Source organism: Mucilaginibacter sp. P5_A4 (assembly GCF_056400605.1).
In genome coordinates this window covers 186226-210198 of record NZ_JBFUKX010000004.1, presented here as the reverse complement: position 1 = coordinate 210198, position 23973 = coordinate 186226, and the positions used below count along the sequence as shown (strand labels likewise).

Below are 23973 nucleotides of genomic sequence, written 5' to 3'. Positions count from 1 at the left end.
AGATTGCCTTTTGCCAATAACCTTTGATGGTACAAAGAAAGTATTATAGCTGGGCCTTGGGCAATCATAAAAGGCAGGGAACTAATACGAGTTTAAGTCCTTTAGACTAGCAATGACAAAAGTTCACCCTGCCTTTTACAATAACGTTTTCCACAAAGTTTTTAGTTCTTAACACCCCCCTGCACCCCCCATTCTAACAACAGCAATCTTTATTGTTTTTTCTTTTGTTAGACCAAAGGCAATGACGGTGGTTGTTGGGTTCTAAAACCAACGCATCATTATTGTTTTTTCCAGCATAATTCGCGGGTGCTTCGTTCCCTATAAGCGCTCGTTTTCCCCTAAACCGTCAGCAGACAAGCTTCGGGCGAAAACGGGCAAAACGATGTGGGGCTGTGCGGCTGCAGGGCATAGGAAGTTTTTGCACGTGCGTGGACTAAGCGCACCGGGGCAAAATAATTCCAGCCCAGGTTTTGCCCGTTTTGCAGGGCAGTGGCCCCGAGCGCAAAGAAGCATTTCTGCTGACTTGATTTTTTTGGTCCTTTTTGTATCAAGACAAAAAGGACTAGGCCCACCCGCGGCCATGAGCGGGCCGATGTTGTCGATTACCACAAAAGTAATTTAGCACCCAAATAGCTGCTCTGTGTAGTTTGGGATTATTAATGTTGTGTTTTGATTTTTATAGGTATTAATGAGCTCCCTGCGGTCGGTTATCTTCGTACCTCGCAATGACGGTGGTTGTTAGGCACATCGTTGTTGGGCCAGTTTATCCCTTCAACCCCTCTATTTCCTTTAACGTCTTTGGCAAATATTTACCCAACAGGTGACTGCCGGTATCGGTTATCAAAAAGTTATCCTCGATACGGATGCCGCCAAAATCGCGGTAGGTATTCAGTACATCGTAGTTGATGAAATCGGCGTATTTCTTTTCGGCCTGCCAGCGGTCTATCAGCTCGGGGATAATGTAGATGCCCGGTTCAATGGTGAGCACGTAGCCGGCTTCCAGCTCGCGACCGAGGCGAAGGGATTTAAGGCCGAAAACGGTGGTTTCTTTTTTAAGGGTATCGGTGTAGCCAACGTAAGGTTCGCCAAGGTCTTCCATATCATGGGTATCCATGCCCAGCATGTGACCCAGTCCGCATTGAAAGAACATGGTATGCGCACCGGCTGCAACCGCCTCTGCCGCATCGCCCTTCATGATGCCTGCCTGGCTTAGGCCTTCAACCAGTTTCTGGCAGGCTGCAAGGTGAATGTCCTTGTACCTTACACCCGGTTTCAGCATGCTGATGGCGTGGTCCATGGAGTTTAATACCACTTCGTACAATTCGCTTTGGCGGGCGGTAAACCTGCTGCCAACCGGAACGGTACGGGTAAGATCGCCGCCGTAATGCATAGCGTTTTCGGCGCCTATATCGCAAAGCAGCATCTGGCCATCCTGCAGGGTATGCCCGTAATAATGGGTGTGCAGGGTTTCGCCCCGGGGCGTTATAATGGCCGGGTAACCCAGGCGCGAGTCGGCTGCTATGGCTACTTCATTTGCTTTAGCCACCAGCTCGTACCCCTTAATGCCGGGGCGGGTGTTTTTAATAACGGCCAGCTGCATATCCACACTTGTGGATACCGCTTTTTCCATTTCGGCAATTTCCAAAGGGGTTTTAATCACCCGCTGGGCAATCACGGCTTTTATAAGTTTAACAGAAACATGGTCGGCCACATCCTGCAGACTAACATTGAGCCAGGCGGCCAGTTTAATTTTATTTTCGGGACGGTAAGGCGGCAGTATATGCACCTTGCGACCGGTGGTTTGCGCTTTGTGGATATAGTGGGTTACTTCATCATATGGGCGGGTTTTGGCTACGCCAACCAAGGCTGCCATTTGGCTAACGGTGGGCAGTACGCCGGTCCAGATGATGTCGTCGATACTGAGCTCGTTGCCGAAGACGACCTCTTCGCCGGTATCGGTATCGATGATGGCTGCCAGCCCGGCAACATCCAGCCCGAAGTAGTACAGGAAGCTGCTATCCTGGCGGTAGCTGAAATGATTATCCTTATAGTTCATGCTGCTTTCCTCGTTGCCCAGGAGCAGGATAAGACCATCATTGGCCATGCTGTGTTTTAGTACCTGCCGCCTATCGGCATAAACCTGCTTATCGAATAGTTGAAGATTCATGCCGCAAATATAAGTCTCCCGGCCCCCTGAAAGGGGAGTTTTGATGGGATATTTTTTAACAAAAGCAGGGGCACTTCTTAAAGTGTAAAAAAACTCGATTTTTCTCGATTTTTTCTCGATAAATCCCATATTTTTCCCGCTTTTTTTGTGCTTTTTCCCCTATAAATCTGCATTTTTTTGCTCAAAAACGGCCTTTAAGAAGTTTTAGGGGCGTTTTCGCTAATCCAGCCGCTCACAATTTTTGCCGAGAGCAAACAAAGCGGAATCCCGCCGCCCGGATGAACACTCCCCCCGCAGAAATACAAATTTTTAATCTTGGACGACCGGTTGGCATGCCTCAAAAATGCCGCGAACCGACTGTTGCTGCTATTGCCATAAAGCGCCCCCTGGTATGATGATGTTTTATTTTCGATACCCCGCGGATCGAGGATACTTTCGGATACGATAAGCCGGCCGATATCGTCGCCCAAAATGCGGGTAAGCTTTTTGAGGATGTTTTCGCGGGCTGCGGCTACCAGGCTATCCCAATCCTGCCCGGTGTTGGCAGGCACATTGATCATGGTGAACCAGTTTTCGCAGCCTTCTGGGGCATCATCCGTTTTATATTTCGAGCTGATATTGAGGTAGATAGTGGGGTCATCAAAGAGATCCTTGTCTTTCCAGATGTGGTCAAACTCGGCCTTATAATCAATACTGAAAAATATGTTGTGCAGGTCGAGCTCCGGAAACTGCCTGTTGATACCCCAGTAAAATATCAATGCCGAACTGCTGCGCTCCTGCCCCAGGATCTTTTTGGGGAACAAATGCCCGTGCCCCTTTAATAGTTTATGATAGGTAAACCAAACATCCATGTTGGAAACAACCAGGTCGCCGGTTACTATGTCGCCATTAACGTTCAAGCCAACCAGCTGCCGGTTGTTTACCAATATCTGCAAAACACGCGTGTTGAAATGGAATTTTACATCCAACGATTTTGCCAGCGTTACCAAACCGGTAATAATGCTGTACATGCCCCCCTCTGGAAAGTATGCGCCAAAGTGCTGCTCCAAATGTGGGATTACGTTAAGCGTTGCCGGTGCCGCGTAAGGGTTTGAGCCATTGTAAGTTGCATAGCGATCATAAAACTGCACCAGCCGGTCGTCCTTAAAAAAACCTTCATTAGCCTTATGCATGGTCTTGAATGCATCTATCTTTGAAAAGTTGAAAACAGACTTTATAGTATCCAGGTCCAAATAAGTTTTAAGCCTGTGTAACGACTTCTCCAGGAAAACATGGTTGGTAATCCTGTAAATATCAGCGCTTTTGGCCAGGTACTCTTTTATGGATCCGGCAGGTTCGCCTGTGTTTTTATTTACCTCTTCGGCAAACAGATCGGCATCTGCAAAGGCATTTAGCTTTGTGCCGTCTTCGTAAAAGTATTGGCATACTTTATCAAGTTTACGGTACTTAAAAAAATCGGAAGGATTTTTCCCCGCAAGCGTAAACAGTTCATCAACATAAGCCGGCATGGTGAACAAGCTTGGCCCGGCATCAAACCTAAAGCCATCCTGTTCAAATTCAGATAGTTTACCACCGGGATAAGGATTCGCCTCAAAAACTTCAACGTGATGCCCCTGCACTGCTAGCCTTATCGCTGTCGCGATGCCCGCTATGCCAGAGCCGATGATTAAAGCCTTAGGCATTGCGTAATCCCAATCCCGGGTCGTTATTCAATATATACTTACCATCGGCAAAACCGGGCATCTGGTATGGGTTATTGCTTACCAAAAATGGTCCGTCCAGGTCAACCCAATCGCATTGAGGAGCTAAAGCCAGACCAGCTAAAGCGGCGCAGCTGGTTTCTGTCATACAGCCTATCATAATCTGCAATCCAAGTTCACGCGCTTTGGTTATCATCCGCTTTGCTTCGTACATCCCTGCCGATTTCATGAGCTTGATGTTTATGCCGGTATACACACCATTAGCTTTTTCCACGTCCTCAAAACGCTGTACAGCCTCATCGCCGATGATGGGGATAGGGCTACGCTCTGTTAGCCAGGCATTGCTGTCGGGGTCGGTTTTAAGCATGGGCTGCTCTATAAGCTGCACGCCTTGCTCCTGCAGCCAGTAAGTCATATCCAGGCTTTGCTGCAGGTCCGTCCATCCCTGGTTGGCATCAACATATAAAGGCACGTCGGTAACCGAGCGTATGGTATTAATGAGCTCTTTATCCGTATCCCTGCCAAGCTTCACCTTTATCACTTTAAAACCTTCGGCCTCCTTTACTTTTTTGATGATCATTTCGGGCGTATCAATGCCGATGGTGAAACTGGTTACAGGCATCAGGGAGGGGTTGCTACCTAATAATTGCCAGCAGGACTGTTGCTTTATTTTACCATCCAGGTCGTGCAGGGCAATATCGATGGCGGCTTTTATTGCCGGGTTGCCGGGGGCAATGCTATCCAAATAGCTGATTATCGACCCAAAATCAAATGGATAGCCGAACTGATTGATATCAACCTTACTCAAAAACTCGGTTGCGCTTTGGTGACTTTCGCCCATATAGGGCACCATAGATGCCTCGCCGTAACCGGTATAGCCTTCATGTTTTACCTGCACCAGCATAACCGGGGTGGTGGTGCGCGAAAACTTAGCTATGGTAAAAGCGTGCTTTAATTGCAGTTCGAAGGGTTGATATGTCAGTTCCATGTTAAAAACCAAAGCTAAAAGTTTAGAATGAAATTCCTGCTTATCTTTGCGGCCATGCCGGCACAAATTTATTCACCGTTTGAGAGTTTTAATTTCAGTAACAGCAAATGCTTCCTTACGGGAGAGGCTTTAAATTCTGAAGAAGAAAAGATCCAGGTTTTTCCACAATGGCTCATGAGCCGTTACAAGCTGGAAGATCAGCCCTTTAAACTACTTGATGAAAGCATGGCCACCTACAAGGACCTAAAACTACCTTGCAGCACCATTGTGAACGAGCAATATCTTGAACCGCTTGAAGCAGAAATAGCCACGGCCTTTGAAACGGGCTACACTGCAGTAAAAGAACTTGATGAGTTGAAATTGTTTCAGTGGGCAGGCAAACTGCTCTATGGGATCATTTTTAACGAGATCCAGGCCGGCATACGGCAGCAGCACGCGCAGGGTGAAGAGTTTAATATTTCGCAGTCCATCATCCATAAATTCAGCAACCTGCATTTGATGCTGCAAACCCTTAACCTCCCTATCGAACTGGATGGCTTTAAGCCCTTTAGCCTGAATTTATTTAAGGTGGATAATGCGGATGATGTGTTTGGCTATCGCGATGAGATCAACACTCTTACATTTTCTTTAAGAATAAAAGATTTTGGATTGATCATTTGCCTGCAGGATAATGGGGCTAATGGCAGCTATCACAAAGAAATACTGGAAAAAATAAAAGGCCATACCCTGCACCCCATCCAGTTTGAAGAAGTGAACGGCCGTTTTTTCTACTCGGCCTACCTGTTTAACCGCCTGCCCGAGTACAATATTATGCCAGTTGGCGATATTATTTATGTAGAGGCTATGCCCCTACGTGGCACCAGCAGCAAGCCACTGTTTGACGACTGGGTAAATAAAATTTATGGCCAGGTATTGGAAAACTTCTGGAAAAACTGGGGCTTCCTGCTGTTAGAGATCATCAAGAACCCCGAAAAACCTATGAGTTTCTTGTTTAATACCGAGGGTGATTTTATTACTGCAGCAACGATTGAACTTTCCCGGTAATTTGCTGAAAAAAGAAAGGGACGATACCTGGATGAAACAGGATGGTGATCATTAACCCGCTAAGCGCACCGTAAAAGTGAGCATCGTGATTAATGTTATCTCGTGAATATTTAGTTGCATAGCTGCAATAAACCAAGTATAATACACCAAAGATGACAGCGGGTATTGCTACAGGGATAGGCAAAATCATCATTTTGCCAAGTGGGTTATATAATATCGCGCTAAAAACTATGGCGCTTACCGCACCTGATGCACCAAGGCTGTAGTAGCTGTAATTTTCCTTATGTTTTATTACCGATGGCATATCGCTTAATATCAGGCTTAAAACGTACAATACCCCAAACTGCCAATGCCCCAAAACAGGCTCCAGCTGAAAGGCGAAAAAGTAGTACGACATCATGTTAAAAAACAGGTGCATCCAGTCTTTATGAATTAGCCCGCTGGTAATGATGGTATAAATATAACGCCCGCGCGAAACATTGTAAGGATGCAGCATCAGCCTGCCATACAGGTTTTGGTTACCAAAAGCGATTAACGAGGTAATAATAGTTATTACAAATATTATTGAAGCCACGGGGGCCAGTGTAAGATATTCCATATTATTTAAGATCGAGTTTGAGATTGGTTAAAAGGCGGCCTACCGGGTAGCGCATATATGTTTTTTCGAAGTATGGCGAATTACGGTACACAAAGAAAAGCTGAGCCTGGGCACTATTGGCCAACTGCGGATCTTTAGCTTTGGCATCGTCCAGTTTTTGCTTCAAGGCCGGATCTTTTTTTAACAGATCGGCAGCTTTATCTTCGAAAACGTAATCAGAAAAGTATTCCTTTTCGCCCAGCACCGAATCAAAAAAGTTCCAGGCAAAAAATGAATCTACACCCTGAGGCTCCAGTGTTTCCACAATATAGCGATTTATAGGTTGATTGGTATATACAACGTAATCGCCCGCATAAAATTTTTCAGCCATATCAACCGGGTTTAACTGTACGCTGCTATGCAGGTAATGCCCCTCAAACGGGCGCGTTGGCGTTTTAATATCGCCAAAGTAATACATTTGCAAGGTAAGCGTAGTATCATGCGCCAATTGCTGCATTTTTACACCGTTTAGTTTAAACAGGTCTATTACCTTACCCCATGCCTGCGGAATTACGTAGGCTACTGGTTTATCGGCCGTCATTGTAACTCTATAGGTATTATAAAACTTAATCACCCTGGTATAGGGTTTATTCCTGTCATAATACAAACGCTTAAGCCCGCTTACCTCGCTGGTTTTGTAACCGGCTTCATAACCTTTAAAGGTAATGGTATCTACCTTTTGCATATCCACCTCCCATTTAAGGGCAAATGTTTTTTGCCGAACAACTGCTGCATCTGCTTTTTGCTTTAGCTCACCAATTAGATTGGCATCGCGCTGGCTAATATCAATAAGGTGCTGCATAAAATCATAAGTGGCATATACTCTTTTATCAAATGCTTTCAACATATGCGTTTCGGTAATATAGCTAATGATGTTATGTTGAGCTGTAAAGCCGGTCGCAAACCGCGGTGTTTCCAAAAAGCTAACGATACCAGAATCCGGCAAACCTTCTTCCCCTGCGCCATAAGGTATCATCTCGTAGCCGCTTTTTTTCATATGGCTGTACAGGTAGGGTGTAAGTGTTTTGGTGGTATAATCTGCCAGTATAGCGTTTTGTTTGTCCTTTTGGGTTTCTATCAGCGTCATTACATACTGGTAATCGGCGCCATCGCTGGTATGGTTATCCATGAAGATCTCGGGTTTCCAGGTGGTCAATATTTGCGTAAAAGCAAGCGCGTTGCGGCTATCGGCCTTTATAAAATCGCGGTTCAGGTCGAGGTTGCGGTAATTACCCCTGAAACCATAGGCCACCGGTCCGTTTTGGCTTACCCGGCTTTGGCCGCGGTTAAGGTTACCGTCGATATTGTAAAGTGCTATAAAGCAAAGCACAACATCTTTAGGCAATTCGTTTTTTTTTAGCAGATTGCGTACAAGCATCATACTGGCATCAATCCCTTCCGGTTCACCGGGGTGGATGCCGTTGTTGATAAGCAGCACCCGCTTGTCCTGTTTTTTTATCGATGCCGGGTCAAAAACCCTGTCTTTTGAAAGCACAATCAATGTCAAAGGTTTGCCTACATCGGTAGTGCCGTAATTGATCATTTTCATTTGCTGCGGATACAGCTTGTTGAGCTTTTGATAGTAGCTAATTACCTCAGCATAAGTAGCGGTATAGTTTTTATCCTTGCTTAACTCAAATGGTGTAAGCTGGGCTTTTGCAGTTATACAGATAAAACAGAAAACTATAGCTGATAAAAATGCTCTCATGAAATTGCTTTGGCTCAAAGATAGAGCCAAGTGATTAAAATCAAGAGATTAGATTTAGAAAAATTCTGTTACAAACCCACAGTATCGATCATTATAGTAGAAAAATCCTCATTTATCGATTTTGCTTCTTATTCTAATCCGGCAATCTCAGCCTGCACTTTTTTTGGCAGGCTTTTTACCACCTGCTCATAAGAGTGGTCTATCATTTCGCAAAGGTGTTTGCGGGTTAATGAGCCATCCATATAAACGGTATTCCAAAGTTTTTTATTCATGTGGTAGCCGGGTATTACTTCGGTATAGCGTTCGCGCAGGTCAACGGCCAATTCAGGGTCGCATTTTACGTTAAAACGATTACCCGCTGTAAGGCCTATCAACAGGAATATTTTATCGACTACTTTAAAAACCAAAGTATCTTCTCCAAAGGGGAAACCCTCTGTTGCACCTGGTTTTTGCAGGCAATAATCACGTAATTCTTCTATGTTCAATATTGAAATTTCCTGATGAGTTTATTGTATGATGTTAGATGAGTATAGAAATTATACTTTATACCGACTGATACAAATACATACTGGTCGAGTGCGTTGTTTTTGTATTTCGCCGGTGAGTCGTTATAACCATCGAGCCCTTCACCAATATCATAGTAATGTTGTATGCCAATGTCAATTCCATAACGGGGCATGTTATAGTCATCATAAATTTTAAATTCATAGCCAAACCGGATAGGGATAATGAGGTTAAATCCTTTATCTTTCCCCTGAAACCCTTCAACTGACCGGGGATCGGGAAAAACATGTACATCATTTTCCGGAAATCGGTTATAGCGCTCAATACTGGTTATTTTATTATATATGAATCCAAGACCTGTACCCACGTAAAAGTTTTTAATTTTATCTAAAAACCAACTATCCGAGTAATCAATTATTTCGCCGGCCTGCAGGTCGGCATGTAAGTTTAACGAAATGTAGGAATTAGTAAAATACCTGCCGGACGCGTCTTCCGCACGAGTAGGACCACCGCCCGAAAAAGTCCCTTTTTGCAGTTCGAGGACTATGGGCAGGAACGGGCTATAATTATAAACAAGATTAAAATTAAACGCCGGGTGATAATCCTGCTTTTTAAGATCGGCTTCGGCTTTGCCATAGCTTGCACCCGCGGCTACGCCAAACTCGTAATAGTTATACCCGCTTTGTGCTTTAACCGTAGCAGCACCTGAGTAAGCCAAAACAAAAAATAGAATATATTTTTTCAATGTTAAATTTTAATCAATATTTACAATTGGCAACCAACCGGATTTATTGCCGGTTATAAAAATTTTACTAATATAGCTTATGAGTTTTAATTCGCCGCTAAATTTTACAGTAACAGAACGCTTTTTGCGCTATGTTACCATTGATACGCAATCTGACCCTACTTCGGTTACATTTCCTTCAACAGAAAAACAAAAAAACTTAAGCAGGTTGTTAGTTGATGAATTGCTGACGATAGGTATTGCGGATGCCCATTTAGATGAATTTGGTTATGTATACGCCACCATTCCCTCAAATACCGATAAGCCTGTGCCCGTAATTTGTTTTTGCTCGCATGTGGATACGGCACCCGATTGCAGTGGAGCCAGCGTAAAGCCTATTGTTCATCAAAATTACCAGGGGCAGGATATTATTTTGCCGGATGATACTGCACAGGTTATTAAACTCGCAGATCACCCCGACCTTAAAAATCAGGTAGGCCATGATGTGATCACCGCCAGCGGCCTTACTTTATTGGGAGCCGATAACAAAGCCGGAGTAGCCGAAATTATGGATGCCTGCTACCAGCTGATAAACCATCCGGAAATAAAACATGGCGACATCCGCATATTATTTACCCCCGATGAAGAGGTTGGTCATGGGGTTGATCATGTGGATATTGCCAAACTGGGGGCCTATGCAGGCTATACCATTGATGGCGAAAGTGCCGGGAACATGGAAAATGAAACATTCTCTGCCGATGGCGCAAGACTGACCATACAGGGTGTAAGCGCTCATCCCGGCTTTGCTAAAGGCAAAATGGAAAGCGCCATAAAAATTGCAGGAGAGATCGTCGCGGCTTTGCCCGACAGCCTATCGCCCGAGCATACCGAAGAAATGGAGGGTTTTATACACCCGGTAAGTATAGAAGGACATGTTGAAACCGCCGGTATCGATTTTATCATCCGCGATTTTGACGAGGATAATTTAAAAGTCCATGCAGATGTGATCCGTAAAACGGCAGATGAAGTATTGAAACGATATCCAAATTCTGCTTATACTTTAGTCACCAGCCAGCAGTACCGTAATATGAAAAATGTGCTGCAACAGCATCCGGAGATAGTTGAAAATGCCATGGAAGCCATTAACAGAACCGGCCTTACTGCCAAATTATGCAGTATCCGGGGCGGCACAGATGGTTCAAGACTATCGTTCATGGGTTTGCCCTGTCCTAATATATTTGCAGGCGAGCATGCCTTTCATAGTAAGCAGGAATGGGTATCGGTACAGGATATGCAAAAGGCGGTAGAAACCATCCTGCACCTTTGCATGATATGGGAAGAAAAAGCATAATAAGCTTGAAGCAGAATGCACAAAGCTTAAAGTCAATCAACTTATTTGAGATTAACAGACAAAAAAATGTATACTATAAGGAAGGCCATAGTTAACGATGTTGATACCATATTGCAAATAGCCGATACTACCTGGTGGGCAGCATATTCGCCTATATTGGAGAAAGAGCAGATAGAATTTATGCTGAATGAAATTTATTCGGCAGATAAGATCAGCAAACAGGTGGCTGAAGACCTGCAGACTTACCTGCTATTAGAAGAGAAGGGTATCCCTGTTGCTTTTGCCGCCTATTCGCCACGCGAAGAAAATGCGGATATTTTTAAGCTTCACAAGCTGTACTGCCTGCCGCAAACCCAGGGCAAAGGCTACGGTAAAATACTAATTAACGCCGTAGCGCAAAAAACCAAAGATGCAGGAAAGCACATTTTGGAACTTAATGTGAACAGAAGCAATAAGGCCCTGAGTTTTTACGGGAAGATGGGCTTTGCAATTGCGTATGAAGAGGATATCCCTATAGGGCCATATTGGATGAATGATTACGTGATGCGGAAGGAGCTGTAAGACTATAATTAATTTGTCGCAAATCGCCCTCGAAAAAGTCTTTATTGCCACCCAACCAGGTATTTAGTTCTGCCGATATTTGAGTCAACAAAAACCAACGAGATGAAAGATCAATCACAAACAAGCGCTTTACCGCAACCCTTAGCTGTTCAGTTTGAGTCTACCGCTAATGAATTTATGCAGGTAATAACATCGATTAAACAGGATGAGATTAACCGCATCCCATTTGAGGGAAGCTGGACGGCCGGGCAAGTGATCGAACATATCAGGCTGTCGGTTTTGGGTACAATATCAATAATAAATGCCGCGGTTAAAACAACAGAAAGAAGTCCGGATAAATTTGCCAAAGCCATAAAAGATCTGTTTTTAGATTTTGATGCCAAATACCCAACTGCGCTGATGCTGGCCCCTGCCGATAAACACTATGACAAGAATGTTTTAATGACAGAACTGGCATCAGTTTTTAAAGAATTACAAGAAAATATACAAACCAAAGATCTGACAGATACCTGTATTGCTTCCGAATTTACCGGCATAGGTTACCTTACCCGGCTGGAATGGATTACTGTAGCCATTTATCATACTCAAAGGCATGTGCATCAATTGAAGGAGATTATCGGGAAACTTTAAGCTGTTAAGGCAATCACGATAAACAATTCCTTTTGTCGCCGTTAAGCATAACAATGGATTTTTAGTGTAAATAAAAAAGAGCGATGAGTATAACCCATCGCTCTTTGTCTTTTATCCTTTGTCTATTAGTCCTTAATCCAAAGACTTATATTAACAACCTTACCGGTTCTTCCAGTAATGATTTTAGCGTTTGCAGGAAGGCTGCGGCCGTTGCGCCATCAACCACACGGTGATCTGCGCTTAGCGTAACCTTCATAATGTTGCCTGGTACCACTGCGCCATTTTTAACAACCGGAACCGCTTGTATTCCGCTCACAGCAAGGATACAGGCATTTGGTGTATTAATAATAGCAGTAAACTCGTCAACACCAAACATACCTAAGTTTGATATGGTGAAGGTTGAACCTTCCATTTCGGCAGGCTGTAATTTTTTAGCTTTCGCTTTACCGGCAAATTCTTTCACTTCAACCGAGATGTGGCTTAATGATTTACCATCAGCAAATTTAATAACCGGTACCAGCAAACCTTCATCAACTGCAACTGCCACACCTATGTGGATATGTTCGTTGGTGCGGATCTTATCGCCCATAAATGCCGAATTAATAGCAGGGTGTTGTTTTAAGGCAACTGCGCACGCTTTTAATACAAAATCATTAAACGATATTTTAACCGGGGCAACATCATTAATACGGGTACGGGCTGCAATAGCCTGGTCCATATCGATGCTCATGGTTACGTAAAAATGCGGTGCGGTAAATAAGCTTTCGCTTAAACGGCGGCTTATTGCTTTACGCATTTGTGTAACCGGCCTTTCGCTGAATTTTTCTTCGCCTGTATAAGTTGGCAAAACTACAGGAGCTTTTGCAGCTGGTGCAGAAGCAGGAGCAGCGGTTGCCGGTGCGCTTTCTGCCGCTGGTTTTGCACCTGGTGTATAATCTTCAATATCCTTTTTAATGATACGGCCGCCTTCTGCGCTGCCTTTTACATCATTAAGGTTAATGCCTTTATCTTTAGCAATTTTACGCGCAAGTGGCGATGCTTTAACACGGCTGTCATCTGCAGATGATGAAGCAACAGGGGCAGCATCAGTGCTTGCCGCTTTGGCTTCTGGTGCGGCTTCTTCTGCAGGCGCGGCAGCGGGGGCATCACCTGTATCCTGCAATAACGGCGTAATATCGGTACCTTCTTTTCCTACAATGGCTATAATGCCATTTACAGGAGCGGCCTCGCCTTCTTTAGGGCCGATATATAAAAGAGTACCTGCTTCGTAACCCACAACTTCCATAGTAGCCTTATCGGTTTCCACATCAGCTAATGAGTCGTCAGATTTTACTTTATCACCAACTTTAAAGTTCCATTTATTGATAACGCCCTCGGTCATGGTATCGCTAAGCGCAGGCATACGTATTACAGTAGCCGGTATGCTTGATAGGTCGACCTTTGGCGCAGCAGTAGCGGCAGGTTTTTTATCAGCAACCGGTGCAGCTTCTTTAGCTGGGGTCGCTTCCTTAGCAGGCGCAGCAGATTCTCCTGCACCATCGGCAAGGGCTGCTTTGTAATCTTCACCATCTTTACCTAAAACGGCAATTACAGCATCAACCGGAACGGCGCTACCTTCTTCAACACCTATATATAATAAGGTGCCATCCTGGTACGATTCAAAATCCATGGTAGCTTTATCAGTTTCAATCTCGGCCAATACATCGCCGGATTTTACTTTATCGCCAACTTTCTTATGCCATTTCGCCAATACCCCTTCGGTCATGGTATCGCTCATTTTAGGCATTCTAACTACTTCGGCCATATACTATTTATATGTGTTATAAAAAATTTGGTATAAATATAACGGTTAGTCCCTAATGTAAGGGTAATCGCTTTGAACGTAAACGTCGGTATATAATTCAGAAGCCTCCGGCCATGGTGATTCTTCGGCAAACTTAACCGATTCATCAACCAATACTTTTACCCTTGCATCAACTTCTTCAAACCATTTCTCGTCGGCATAAGCTTTTTCAACAATAGCCTGGCGGGTTATTTCAATCGGATCTTTTGCTTTATAGCTTTCCAATTCCTCTTTAGTGCGGTATTTTTGAGGATCGGACATAGAGTGACCTTTATAACGATAAGTGCGCATTTCCAGGAATGTAGGGCCTTCGCCGGCACGTGCACGTGAAATAGCCTCATCCATTGCTACGTGTACCGCGGCAGGGTCCATACCATCAACAGCTGATGAGGGGATACCATAAGGCAAGCCCAATTTATAAATATCAGTTTGGATAGTAGTACGGGCTACAGAAGTACCCATGGCATAACCATTGTTTTCGCAAACAAAAATTACGGGCAGTTTCCAAAGTGCAGCCATATTAAAGGTTTCGGTAAGTGCACCCTGGCGCACCGCACCATCGCCCATATAGGCTATGTTCACAAACTCAGTTCCCTTATATTGCTCGGCAAAAGCGATACCTGCGCCCATTGGCACCTGTCCGCCAACTATACCGTGGCCACCGTAAAAGTGTTTTTCTTTATCAAACATGTGCATTGATCCGCCCTTGCCTTTTGAGCATCCGGTTGCTTTACCATATAACTCGGCCATGATAGCATTTGGTGTTACCCCTTTTGCCAAAGCATGCGCGTGATCGCGGTAAGCGGTGATCATACTGTCTTCCTGTTTCATTACAGACATGGCTCCGGCCAGCACGGCCTCTTGCCCAATATACAGGTGGCAAAAGCCCCTGATCTTTTGTTGTCCGTATAGTTGTCCTGCTTTTTCCTCGAACTTACGCATCAACAGCATTTGTTCGTACCACATCAGGTAAGTGTCCTTTGTTATTTCGATTGAACTCATGTAATTAAACAATCTTTTTCTTTGGAGTAAAGCGCAAATCTAATTATATCCTTTAAATTATCGAAACCACAACCAATTTGTTATGCAGATTTATTTTTTATTTTATATTAGGATGTTTTATAAGCATTATAACGCCTGTTTTGTTTGTTTAACCAAACTTTATAAGGCTATTTTAAGGTTTTACAAAAGCATTTCGACCAACTTTCCATGTCCGAACCGTCAAAAAGACATGATTGCCCTTAATTTCAGACTTTTTTTTTCACCAATCCTGTAATAAATAGTACATTAAGAATCGGGCTTCACAACATTATGTAATCGTTCTTCGTAATAGTAACAGCTGTAAATTAATAAGATTTTTAGTTGAGCCTGTTTATTTATATTTTTTGAAAAAAAAGCGCGTTTTATTTGCAAATTTAAAAAATATGGATAGTTTTGTATTCAACGATAGACAAAGTGTCTAATTTAATAAACAATTTGTTGACCCTATCAACAATTCAACTGATTAAATGAAGAAATTTGCCCTGGCTATTGCCCTTATTTTCACTGTTTTAGCTTCGCAAGCTCAAACAAAAAATGTTACAAGTGTTGCTGAGGATAAAACCGATGAACAGGACGGTTTAGCAAAAACATACTTATCGCAAATTATGGGTGTCGCGTTATCCGCAACCTCAAACATGAAACTTTTTCACTTTGTTTATGATTGGATTGGTACCCCCTACCACTTTGGTGGCAGCTCCAGAAAAGGTATCGATTGCTCTGCATTTACAAAAGAATTATACAGCGAGGTTTTTAACCTTGATATCAAAAGAAATTCACGCGATATTTTCAGCATGGTTAATCCTGTTAACAAGGATGAGCTTAAAGAAGGCGACCTGGTTTTCTTTAAAATACATAGCCGCAGGATATCGCATGTAGGTATTTACCTTGGTGGCGGCAGATTTGCACATGCATCATCAAGGGGCGTAGCTATCAGCAGCCTTGATGACGAATACTATAGCCGCTATTTTTACAGGGGAGGMCGCATGCTTGCTTCGTTTAAAGATGAGTTGAGCAATACCCCTGCAACCAACGACGAAGAGGATAATAATTAAAAGAAATTCAATTAAATATATAAATTAGTCCTTTCATAAATATGAAGGGACTTTTTTTTTCCGCACGATTTTTTTTATTGCCTATAACCTTTTGCGGTGCAATGCTTTTACAAGCCTGTGAAAACCCCACGCTTATTAAACATCGCCTGGCGCGACATAAGGAGAAGGCGGTGATACCACCTGTAACCCAATCAGTAAAAATCATTCCTGTTCGGCCCGATTCATTATGCATTGCCGCAGTAGGTGATATTATGCTGGGCACATCATACCCCGACAGCACTACCCTGCCGCCAGACAGTGCCATCAATAGCTTTAGAGCCGTAAAGCCTGAGTTGACAGGCGCAGATATAATATTTGGCAACCTGGAAGGCTCGCTGCTTGATAATGGCGATCCTGCGCATTTTAAATTACACCAAAAAAGCAAGGCCTTCCTGTTTAGGATGCCTACTAAATATGCCTCGGTTTTAAAAGATGCCGGCTTTAACGTGCTTAGCTTAGCCAACAATCATATTAACGATTTTGACGTAAACGGTCGCAAAAGCACTATTAAAACGCTGGATGGCCTTGGCATTAATAATGCAGGGCTGCTGGTTAAGCCTTCAACCGTTTTTGAATTGAATGGCGTTAAATATGGCTTTTGCTCGTTTGCTCCAAATGCAAACACGGTATCAATACTCGATCTGAAAGGCGCGGCCCGTATCATCAGCAAATTGAAACAACGTTGTGATGTGGTTATTGTATCTTTTCATGGCGGCGGCGAGGGCATTGATTTTGAGCATGTGCCCTGTGCTATGGAAAGTTACATTAATGAAAAACGCGGCGATGTGCATGCTTTTGCGCATAATGCTATTGATGCAGGGGCCGATCTGATCCTTGGCAATGGGCCTCATGTTAACCGCGCTATAGAACTTTATAATAACCGGCTGATTGCTTATAGCCTTGGTAATTTTTGCACCTATCGTTGTGTAAGCGTGGCCGGTATTTGCGGCCTGGCGCCTATGCTGAAAGTATATGTAAATAAAAAAGGCGAGTTTTTAAAAGGCCGGATTTTATCGTTCAGGCAAGCCCATGATACCGGACTGGTTAAGGATACCCTGAACCGGGCGGCTATAAGGATCAGAACACTTACCGAATCAGATTTTCCGGGGAGCGGGTTAAGCATTTCTGATGATGGAGAGATAGCGGTAACAGTACCAGCAACATAATAGCTTTGGTGCTAAAGCCACAAAGTTTTTGATAATTGTACTGCATTAACCTTTGTAAAGAAAGTTAATACAATTACCTCAAATAAACCGCATCCTCTTCGCCCTCTTCATCAAGCACAACATCAACATGTTCTTTAATTACCGTGGATAAAGCCATGCCTGCAAAATCGGTTGTTACGGGGAAGCTTTTGTGGTTACGATCTACCAATACTGCTGTACGCAATTTTTTGAGCGGTACATCCAGGAAAACACCAAAGCCATACGCAAGGGTTTTACCGCTATTGAGCACATCATCTACCAGGATCACTACTTTGTTACTGCACTCCGTTACATCAAAATTAATTTTGGCCTGCAGGCTGCTGCTTTGTTTATCCAGTTCAATAGATAACAGTTTACAGGTAAAGGGAGCTATTTCTTCAAGGATGGCTTTCAGCCTTTTGGCAATGTGGTTACCACTGGGCATAATGCCGGCTATCATTATTTCTTCTTCGTCGAAATTATCTTCCAGTATCTGGTAAGCAATACGGTCGAGCTTTTGCTGTATCTGTTGCTGGTTTAATATCAGGAGTTTTTTTTCAGACATGTGAATTAATTGTTGTAATGTTTGAAAGTTGGCACGTTGTAATGTTCCATTTTTTTGTGGTAAATATACAAGTCCGTTTTAACGTTTTGCAAAGTAACCTTTCAACTTTGTAACATTAAAACTTTGCGACAGCTTATTTTTTATACGGAACGTAAACAAAGTTTGCTCCCTCCGGCACTACCACAAACACGCACATATATTCATTAGGATTTTTATAGCTGTTGATGAAACGGTCTTTTAATTCGGGCTTAATTACACCACGTTCTGTGAATTCTTCAAGCGTTGAAGCGTGGATGCTCCAATCCGAATTAAGATCATGCCTGTCAAGTATCAATTCTCCTAATTTGAGTTCGTGCTGGTGGGCGATGAAAATGGGATAAGAAGATAAACCTTCCATCATGATCTCGATAGCTACCTCATGAATAGAATCCGTAAAAAATTTAAGATCTCGCTCCAGGCTCAGTAGCGGACTGTTCTTTGCCGCTTCCTGGCTGTCTTTATTATTACCTTCGTTTAACAGGTCTTCGGGTTGCATACGTTAGAAAATTCTAAATGATAAACTCTAAATCAAAAAGGGAAACTCCAGGCAGATAAAACTCTAATTCCAGAAAGAGTCTTTTGTCCTTTATCCTTGCTCCTTTTTCTTTCTGTCCTTCCTCTTCTCTATCTTAATACCAACAGCACAACATTCTCTACATGCTGTGTATGCGGAAACATATCAACAGGTTGTATTTTTACCGTGTCGTATTTTTCTTTTAGTACCAGCAAATCCCGGGCCTGTGTAGCTGCATTACAGCTTACATAAACTATTTTTGGGGCCTCAATCTCCATCAGGCGGGCAACTACATCCGGGTGCATGCCTGCACGCGGCGGATCGGTAATGATCACATCCGGCTTACCGTGTTCGGCTACAAAACCGGCCACCAGCACATCCTTCATATCGCCGGCATAAAATTTTGTATTGGTGATATTGTTAATGGCCGAGTTTATTTTGGCATCTTCAATAGCTGTAGGCACATACTCCACACCAATAACTTCGCGCACGTCACCTGCTATAAAATTGGCAATGGTACCGGCGCCGGTGTACAGGTCGTAAACCAGTTCTTCCCCGGTGAAACCTGCAAAATCACGGGTTATTTCATACAGCCGCAAGGCCTGGATACTGTTGGTTTGGTAAAATGATTTTGGACCAATGCGGAATTTTATACCATTCATTTCCTCATGGATAAATTCGGGACCTTTAAAGGCTATTACATCCTGGTCAAAAATGGTATCGTTCTTTTTTTGGTTAATGATGTATAGCAGTGAAGTAATCTCCGGAAAACCTGCATCTATAAAGCTCATCAGCTTGTTCACCTCATCTTCGCTCACATACGCAAAAACCACAATTACCATCACCTCGCCTGTTGATGAAGTACGTACAATAAGGTTACGCAAAGCGCCATGGTGATTGCGCAGATTATAAAAAGAATAGCCTTGTTCTATCACAAAATCGCGGATGCTGTTCCGCAGATCATTTGATGGTTCGGCCTGCAGGTAGCAGTGTTTTACATCCAGTATTTTATCAAAACGGCCGGGGATATGAAAGCCCAGCGCATTCATGTTGAGCGTTTCGTCCTCCTTGTTCTCGCCATCATACAACCAGCGTTTATCACTAAAGGTGTACTCCAGTTTGTTGCGGTAATAACGGTCGGCCGGGGAAGGAATAATATCCATGATACCGTCAACATCAATTTTGGCAATGCGACCAAGCGCGTCTGCAACAGATTTTTGTTTGAATTTTAACTGCGCCTCGTAGGTCATGTGCTGCCATTTACAGCCCCCACAGGTGCCAAAATGCTCGCAGAAAGGATCGGTACGGTACTCCGATGGTTGTTTTAGTTGGGTGATTTTTGCCTCACCAAAATTCTTTTTGCTGCGGTAAACCTGCACATCAGCAACATCGCCGGGAATGGCTTTATCAACAAAAAGCACAAACTCATCTGCCTTGCCTACCCCTTTACCCTCTTCGGCAATATCAATTATCCGAACGTCTTCAAAAAACTTCTGTTTCGCAACTTTATTCATCAGGCTGCAAAGTTATGCAAAAAAGCATAATCAGGAAGCACGAACAAGAATCAAGGTGTTAACATACAAAAGGCGGCATGCTGTTATTGCTAAGCAAACAAGCTTAACAGGTAACTTATTATACCTTTTGTTGCTTTTTCCTCAACCTCGAACTCCTCATCTATCTGGTCAGAAAAATCTGTTAGTTCACGACTCATGGCATTTTTAATTTACTATGCAAACATAGTAAATAACATACTAAAAACCAATATGGTATATGGTATTTTTGAAAATAAATTTCTTTGTCCTGGTAACGTTAATGCCGACCCCCAGCTTATCTACGTGAAAAATACATCAACATACCAAGTTCAATTCTTTCACAGAAGAATAAAAGACCTTTGAGTTACAAAATCGATTATGATAATTTTCACCTAACCAGTTTATTTATATTTTTATCAGGTGCAAAAGAGTGACGAATTTATATTTAACCGAATAAAATGGAAAATAACCAGGTACAGCATATCTGGAGGATATATTTTTTTCTTCAGTGAGCTTACCGATGAGAAAAAAAGGTATTTACTGAATAATATAGACAAAACGTTAAGTGGAATCCCTGTACTTTTTTTCACCAAGCCTTCCGCAGAATGGACATTAGTTTGCACAAAACAAGTTATTGGATATCATGATCAAAAAGTATTTCAACTTTCTTTTGATGACATAGCCAGTATTCAGGGAATGTGGTTTAATAATAAAAAAAAGTCGGAATGGAATGAACTCACGATTTTTGACAAACAAAACAACCAATATATTTTACATACAAACAAAGGGCACGATCATTTTACCCTCCATAATATTTTACTGATGTTGTGGCGACTTGCCGATTAAATTTATAACTATACCGCAATAGCCGCCTTTACTAAATAAGGAAGAATCTCTTTTTGAAAAGAAACAAAGTTCTTACGTACATCTGAATCGCTTACCGAAGTAAATGCAAAGCTGAACACTATGCTTTTACTGCATTTAATTAAAAACCGCAATCGTTGGTGGTAGGTTTCATGCTTGCGGATACCCGGTAGTTGAATAAATGAAGCCATTAACATTTCTTCCAGCTCGTTGGATAAGTTCTTTAAAAAATCCTGGGAGTTGGTTGATTCGCGAATGAAATCCCAACCTATAAATTCGTTGCAAACGGTGTACGACAGGCGACAGGTTTTCATGATGAGGTTATTGAGGTGAGCCTCTTCATCCATATCGGGCGTGTTGCTTTGAACCAGGTCATCAACACTGGCTTTAATATAGTCCATTAACAAAATATGCAGTACAGCCTCTTTACTATCAAAGTATTTATAGATAGTGGCCTTTGCAATTTTTGCTTTTTTGGCAATTTCGTTAACACTGGTTTTATGGTAACCGAATTTACGGAATAGATCCTGAGCTGCCCGCTTTATACTGTCTTTTATTTTATCGGCTTCCATGAATTAGTTGGATACGGTTATCGTATAATTATAATAACTTACAATATAGCTCCTTAATGCTTTAGTTGCCGGGGCCTTTACAGGCGTTCCATCGCTCAGCGAAAACATTGATCCGCTGCATGGATCGGTTACTGTAAAGCCGGAGGCATCAAGTGTTACGGCGCATTTTTTTTCGGGCTGATAGCTGCTGCAACGGTCATAGGCAACATACCCGCCGGTTGCTGTACGGTAAATGATTAACCCGGCAACACCATAACCGCTTATGAAAACCACACCACCAGCACTGTTAAGCGCCGATAGGCTGGGATCATTTATTGCCCTCGAGAAATTCACCGGTACACTGGGTACATAGTCTGTAGCTTTGCCGCATGAAAAATAGCATAAGCTAATGAATGCTATCATCAGCAGCCTTCTCATAGCATCTCGGTTGTAAACTGCTTCAGGAAGCGCACGTCATTTTCTGAGAACAGGCGCAAATCGCGAATAACGTATTTAAGATTGGCAATTCGTTCCATACCCATACCAAACGCAAAACCAGTAAATTTCTTACTATCTATACCGCAGTTTTCCAAAACATTCGGATCAACCATACCGCAACCCAATATTTCAACCCAGCCGCTGTATTTACACATGTTACAGCCAGAACCTTTGCAAATGGTACAGGATATGTCCATCTCGGCAGATGGCTCAGTAAACGGAAAATACGATGGGCGGAAACGTACCCTGGTGCCTTCGCCGTAAAGCTCCTGCACAAAGTGATAAAGTGTTTGTTTCAGATCGGCGAAGGATACATTTTCATCAACATACAAACCTTCTACCTGGTGAAAAAAGCAATGAGCACGTGCCGAAATAGCCTCGTTACGGTAAACCCTGCCGGGCATAATAGCCCTGAACGGAGGTTTGCCATGCTCCATCATCCTCACCTGTACCGATGAGGTGTGGGTACGCAAAGCAATGTCATCCTTTCCATTGTTCTTTTTAATAAAAAAGGTGTCCTGCATATCACGTGCCGGGTGTTCCTCAGGGAAGTTCAACGCCGAAAAGTTATGCCAGTCGTCTTCAATCTCCGGTCCTTCTGCAACAACAAAGCCCAGGCGCTTAAATATATCGATGATCTCGTTACGTACCAATGATAAGGGGTGACGCGAGCCAACAGTGAAGCCATCACCAGGCAAAGTTAAATCGATATCCAGGTCTTTAGCTTGCGGACCAGCTTCAAAACCATCCTTTAACTCCGTATATTTTGCCTCGGTCAGTTGCTTAAACTGGTTAAGTACCTTTCCAAAGGTCCGTTTTTCTTCGGGGCCGACATTTTTAAACTGCTCAAACAGGTCTTTGATAATTCCCTTGGTGCCTAAAAACTTTATCCTGAACGTTTCCAATTCATCGGCATTAACCGGTGAAAAGGCGTTGATCTCGGCAGTATATTGATCTATTTGAGCTTGCATTATTTTCCTTAACTATTATTAAACAGGCAAGCATGAATAAATCATGCTTACAATAAGATGCAAATATAAAATTATTTAATCACTCCCAATTCCTTCCCTACTTTGGTAAACGCCGCTATAGCCTTATCCAAATGATGCATATCATGTGCTGCGGAGATCTGAACACGGATGCGGGCCTTACCCTGCGGAACTACCGGGTAGTAAAAGCCAATTACATAAATGCCTTCTTCCAGCATTTTAGCGGCAAACTCCTGTGCAAGCTTAGCTTCGTAAAGCATAACCGGTACAATTGGATGCACTCCCGGTTTTATATCAAATCCGGCCTCCGTCATTTTTTGGCGGAAGTATTGGGTATTACTTTCCAGTTTATCGCGCAACTCGGTAGTTTCACTCAGCATATCCAAAACAGCTATTGATGCGCCGGCGATAGATGGAGCAAGCGTGTTGGAAAAAAGGTACGGACGCGAACGCTGGCGCAGCATATCAATGATTTCTTTACGGCCGGATGTAAATCCTCCCGATGCACCGCCCAAAGCCTTACCCAAAGTGCCGGTAATAATGTCAATTTTACCCATCACGTTATGATGCTCATGGGTACCCCTCCCGGTTTTACCCATAAAGCCCGAGCAATGACTTTCGTCAATCATCACCAGGGCATTGTATCGTTCGGCTAAAGCACAAATCTTATCAAGTTGTGCAATAGTGCCATCCATACTAAAGGCTCCATCTGTTACTATGATACGGTGACGGCAGCTTTGGGTAGCTTTAAGCTTTTCTTCAAGATCAGCCATATCATCGTGCTTGTAGCGCTGGCGCTGGGCCTTGCAAAGGCGTACACCATCTATAATGGAAGCATGATTCAGCTCATCAGATATTATAGCATCCTGTTCGTTAAACAATGGTTCAAAAACACCGCCATTAGCATCAAATGCCGCGGCGTAAAGTATGGTATCTTCAGTACCTAAAAATTCGGCTATCTTTTTTTCAAGCTCCTTATGTATATCCTGTGTACCGCAGATGAAACGTACAGATGATAAACCGTAACCATGGGTATCCATTGCATCCTTAGCTGCCTGTATCACTTTAGGATTTGCAGATAGGCCAAGATAATTGTTGGCGCAAAAGTTAATTACTTCTTTGCCGCCCTGTACAGTAATATCCGCACCCTGTGGTGATGTAATAATGCGTTCTTTTTTATATAACCCCGCATTTTCAATGGCTTTAAGTTCCTGCTGTAAAACCGGCTGTAATGTATTATACATAGTA

24 protein-coding genes are annotated in these 23973 nt (G+C 43.1%); 7 read left to right on the top strand and 17 right to left on the bottom strand.

The features are described from left to right. Positions 1–338: 338 nt before the first annotated feature. The 4 genes from AC1DQW_RS04785 to AC1DQW_RS04770 all read right to left on the bottom strand — a co-directional run bounded on the left by AC1DQW_RS04785 (position 339) and on the right by AC1DQW_RS04770 (position 4855). Positions 339–551 carry a hypothetical protein gene (locus AC1DQW_RS04785; protein ID WP_477453069.1) on the bottom strand — a complete coding sequence of 71 codons (213 nt, stop codon included), beginning with the start codon at positions 549–551 and terminating at the stop codon, positions 339–341. A 212-nt stretch (positions 552–763) separates the two neighbouring features. Further along, positions 764–2167 (bottom strand): aminopeptidase P family protein, encoded by a 1404-nt coding sequence (locus tag AC1DQW_RS04780; protein ID WP_477453068.1) that lies wholly within the window; start codon positions 2165–2167, stop codon positions 764–766. Positions 2168–2361: 194 nt separating this feature from the next. Then, on the bottom strand, positions 2362–3849 hold the full coding sequence (gene crtD / locus AC1DQW_RS04775) for a 1-hydroxycarotenoid 3,4-desaturase CrtD (protein WP_477453067.1): 1488 nt from the start codon (positions 3847–3849) through the stop codon (positions 2362–2364). After that, the gene (locus AC1DQW_RS04770) at positions 3842–4855 is read right to left on the bottom strand and encodes a dipeptide epimerase (RefSeq protein WP_477453066.1); all 1014 of its coding nucleotides are present in this window, start codon (positions 4853–4855) and stop codon (positions 3842–3844) included. Before AC1DQW_RS04770 ends, crtD begins: the two co-directional genes overlap by 8 nt. Positions 4856–4882: 27 nt before the next feature. Here AC1DQW_RS04770 and AC1DQW_RS04765 point away from each other — a divergent pair, with 27 nt between their 5' ends. Next, positions 4883–5899 carry a hypothetical protein gene (locus AC1DQW_RS04765; protein ID WP_477453065.1) on the top strand — a complete coding sequence of 339 codons (1017 nt, stop codon included), beginning with the start codon at positions 4883–4885 and terminating at the stop codon, positions 5897–5899. Here the strand turns inward: AC1DQW_RS04765 and AC1DQW_RS04760 are convergent. From AC1DQW_RS04760 to AC1DQW_RS04745, 4 genes are all read right to left on the bottom strand, one after another. Beyond that, positions 5868–6497 carry a rhomboid family intramembrane serine protease gene (locus tag AC1DQW_RS04760; protein WP_477453064.1) on the bottom strand — a complete coding sequence of 210 codons (630 nt, stop codon included), beginning with the start codon at positions 6495–6497 and terminating at the stop codon, positions 5868–5870. The genes AC1DQW_RS04765 and AC1DQW_RS04760 overlap by 32 nt on opposite strands. A 1-nt stretch (position 6498) precedes the next feature. After that, a complete protein-coding gene (locus tag AC1DQW_RS04755) occupies positions 6499–8244 on the bottom strand; it encodes a M14 family zinc carboxypeptidase (RefSeq protein ID WP_477453063.1) in 1746 nt (581 codons plus the stop codon). Positions 8245–8372: 128 nt separating this feature from the next. Next, positions 8373–8729: an MmcQ/YjbR family DNA-binding protein gene (locus tag AC1DQW_RS04750; protein WP_477453062.1), complete on the bottom strand. Its 357-nt coding sequence runs from the start codon at positions 8727–8729 to the stop codon at positions 8373–8375. Next, a complete protein-coding gene (locus tag AC1DQW_RS04745) occupies positions 8726–9493 on the bottom strand; it encodes a hypothetical protein (protein ID WP_477453061.1) in 768 nt (255 codons plus the stop codon). Before AC1DQW_RS04745 ends, AC1DQW_RS04750 begins: the two co-directional genes overlap by 4 nt. A 79-nt stretch (positions 9494–9572) precedes the next feature. Between AC1DQW_RS04745 and pepT the strand changes: the two genes are divergently transcribed. The 3 genes from pepT to AC1DQW_RS04730 all read left to right on the top strand — a co-directional run bounded on the left by pepT (position 9573) and on the right by AC1DQW_RS04730 (position 12014). After that, on the top strand, positions 9573–10823 hold the full coding sequence (pepT, locus tag AC1DQW_RS04740; protein ID WP_477453060.1) for a peptidase T: 1251 nt from the start codon (positions 9573–9575) through the stop codon (positions 10821–10823). A 66-nt stretch (positions 10824–10889) separates the two neighbouring features. Next, positions 10890–11384: an N-acetyltransferase family protein gene (locus AC1DQW_RS04735; protein ID WP_477453059.1), complete on the top strand. Its 495-nt coding sequence runs from the start codon at positions 10890–10892 to the stop codon at positions 11382–11384. A 102-nt stretch (positions 11385–11486) separates the two neighbouring features. After that, complete coding sequence (locus tag AC1DQW_RS04730; protein WP_477453058.1) at positions 11487–12014, top strand: DinB family protein; 528 nt, start codon at positions 11487–11489, stop codon at positions 12012–12014. Between the two features lie 145 nt (positions 12015–12159). Here the strand turns inward: AC1DQW_RS04730 and AC1DQW_RS04725 are convergent, their stop codons facing one another. Together AC1DQW_RS04725 and pdhA are read right to left on the bottom strand one after the other, a co-directional pair. Beyond that, complete coding sequence (locus AC1DQW_RS04725; protein ID WP_477415899.1) at positions 12160–13818, bottom strand: dihydrolipoamide acetyltransferase family protein; 1659 nt, start codon at positions 13816–13818, stop codon at positions 12160–12162. 45 nt (positions 13819–13863) lie between these two features. Beyond that, complete coding sequence (pdhA, locus tag AC1DQW_RS04720) at positions 13864–14859, bottom strand: pyruvate dehydrogenase (acetyl-transferring) E1 component subunit alpha (protein WP_477415901.1); 996 nt, start codon at positions 14857–14859, stop codon at positions 13864–13866. Positions 14860–15365: 506 nt separating this feature from the next. Here pdhA and AC1DQW_RS04715 point away from each other — a divergent pair. Both AC1DQW_RS04715 and AC1DQW_RS04710 read left to right on the top strand, forming a co-directional pair. Continuing rightward, on the top strand, positions 15366–15950 hold the full coding sequence (locus tag AC1DQW_RS04715; protein ID WP_477415903.1) for a C40 family peptidase: 585 nt from the start codon (positions 15366–15368) through the stop codon (positions 15948–15950). A 101-nt stretch (positions 15951–16051) separates the two neighbouring features. Continuing rightward, entirely contained in the window at positions 16052–17155 is a 1104-nt protein-coding gene (locus tag AC1DQW_RS04710; RefSeq protein ID WP_477453057.1) for a CapA family protein, read from the top strand. A 73-nt stretch (positions 17156–17228) separates the two neighbouring features. On the opposite strand, the gene AC1DQW_RS04705 is transcribed toward AC1DQW_RS04710, so the two are convergent. The 3 genes from AC1DQW_RS04705 to rlmD form a co-directional block, all read right to left on the bottom strand. Then, positions 17229–17738, bottom strand: a complete 510-nt coding sequence (locus AC1DQW_RS04705; protein ID WP_477453056.1) for a phosphoribosyltransferase family protein — start codon at positions 17736–17738, stop codon at positions 17229–17231. 133 nt (positions 17739–17871) lie between these two features. Further along, entirely contained in the window at positions 17872–18273 is a 402-nt protein-coding gene (locus tag AC1DQW_RS04700; RefSeq protein ID WP_477453055.1) for a hypothetical protein, read from the bottom strand. Between the two features lie 128 nt (positions 18274–18401). After that, positions 18402–19805 carry a 23S rRNA (uracil(1939)-C(5))-methyltransferase RlmD gene (gene rlmD, locus AC1DQW_RS04695; RefSeq protein ID WP_477453054.1) on the bottom strand — a complete coding sequence of 468 codons (1404 nt, stop codon included), beginning with the start codon at positions 19803–19805 and terminating at the stop codon, positions 18402–18404. A gap of 438 nt (positions 19806–20243) precedes the next feature. Here rlmD and AC1DQW_RS04690 point away from each other — a divergent pair, with 438 nt between their 5' ends. Further along, a complete protein-coding gene (locus AC1DQW_RS04690; protein WP_477453053.1) occupies positions 20244–20669 on the top strand; it encodes a hypothetical protein in 426 nt (141 codons plus the stop codon). An 8-nt stretch (positions 20670–20677) separates the two neighbouring features. Here the strand turns inward: AC1DQW_RS04690 and AC1DQW_RS04685 are convergent, their stop codons facing one another. The 4 genes from AC1DQW_RS04685 to kbl all read right to left on the bottom strand — a co-directional run bounded on the left by AC1DQW_RS04685 (position 20678) and on the right by kbl (position 23969). Beyond that, the gene (locus tag AC1DQW_RS04685) at positions 20678–21259 is read right to left on the bottom strand and encodes a TetR/AcrR family transcriptional regulator (RefSeq protein ID WP_295718190.1); all 582 of its coding nucleotides are present in this window, start codon (positions 21257–21259) and stop codon (positions 20678–20680) included. 3 nt (positions 21260–21262) lie between these two features. Next, positions 21263–21676, bottom strand: coding sequence for a Rieske (2Fe-2S) protein (locus tag AC1DQW_RS04680; protein WP_477400765.1), 414 nt, complete (start codon positions 21674–21676; stop codon positions 21263–21265). Continuing rightward, positions 21673–22707: a phenylalanine--tRNA ligase subunit alpha gene (pheS, locus tag AC1DQW_RS04675; RefSeq protein WP_477453052.1), complete on the bottom strand. Its 1035-nt coding sequence runs from the start codon at positions 22705–22707 to the stop codon at positions 21673–21675. Before pheS ends, AC1DQW_RS04680 begins: the two co-directional genes overlap by 4 nt. Positions 22708–22778: 71 nt before the next feature. Continuing rightward, positions 22779–23969, bottom strand: coding sequence for a glycine C-acetyltransferase (gene kbl / locus AC1DQW_RS04670; protein WP_477453051.1), 1191 nt, complete (start codon positions 23967–23969; stop codon positions 22779–22781). Positions 23970–23973 lie beyond the last annotated feature (4 nt).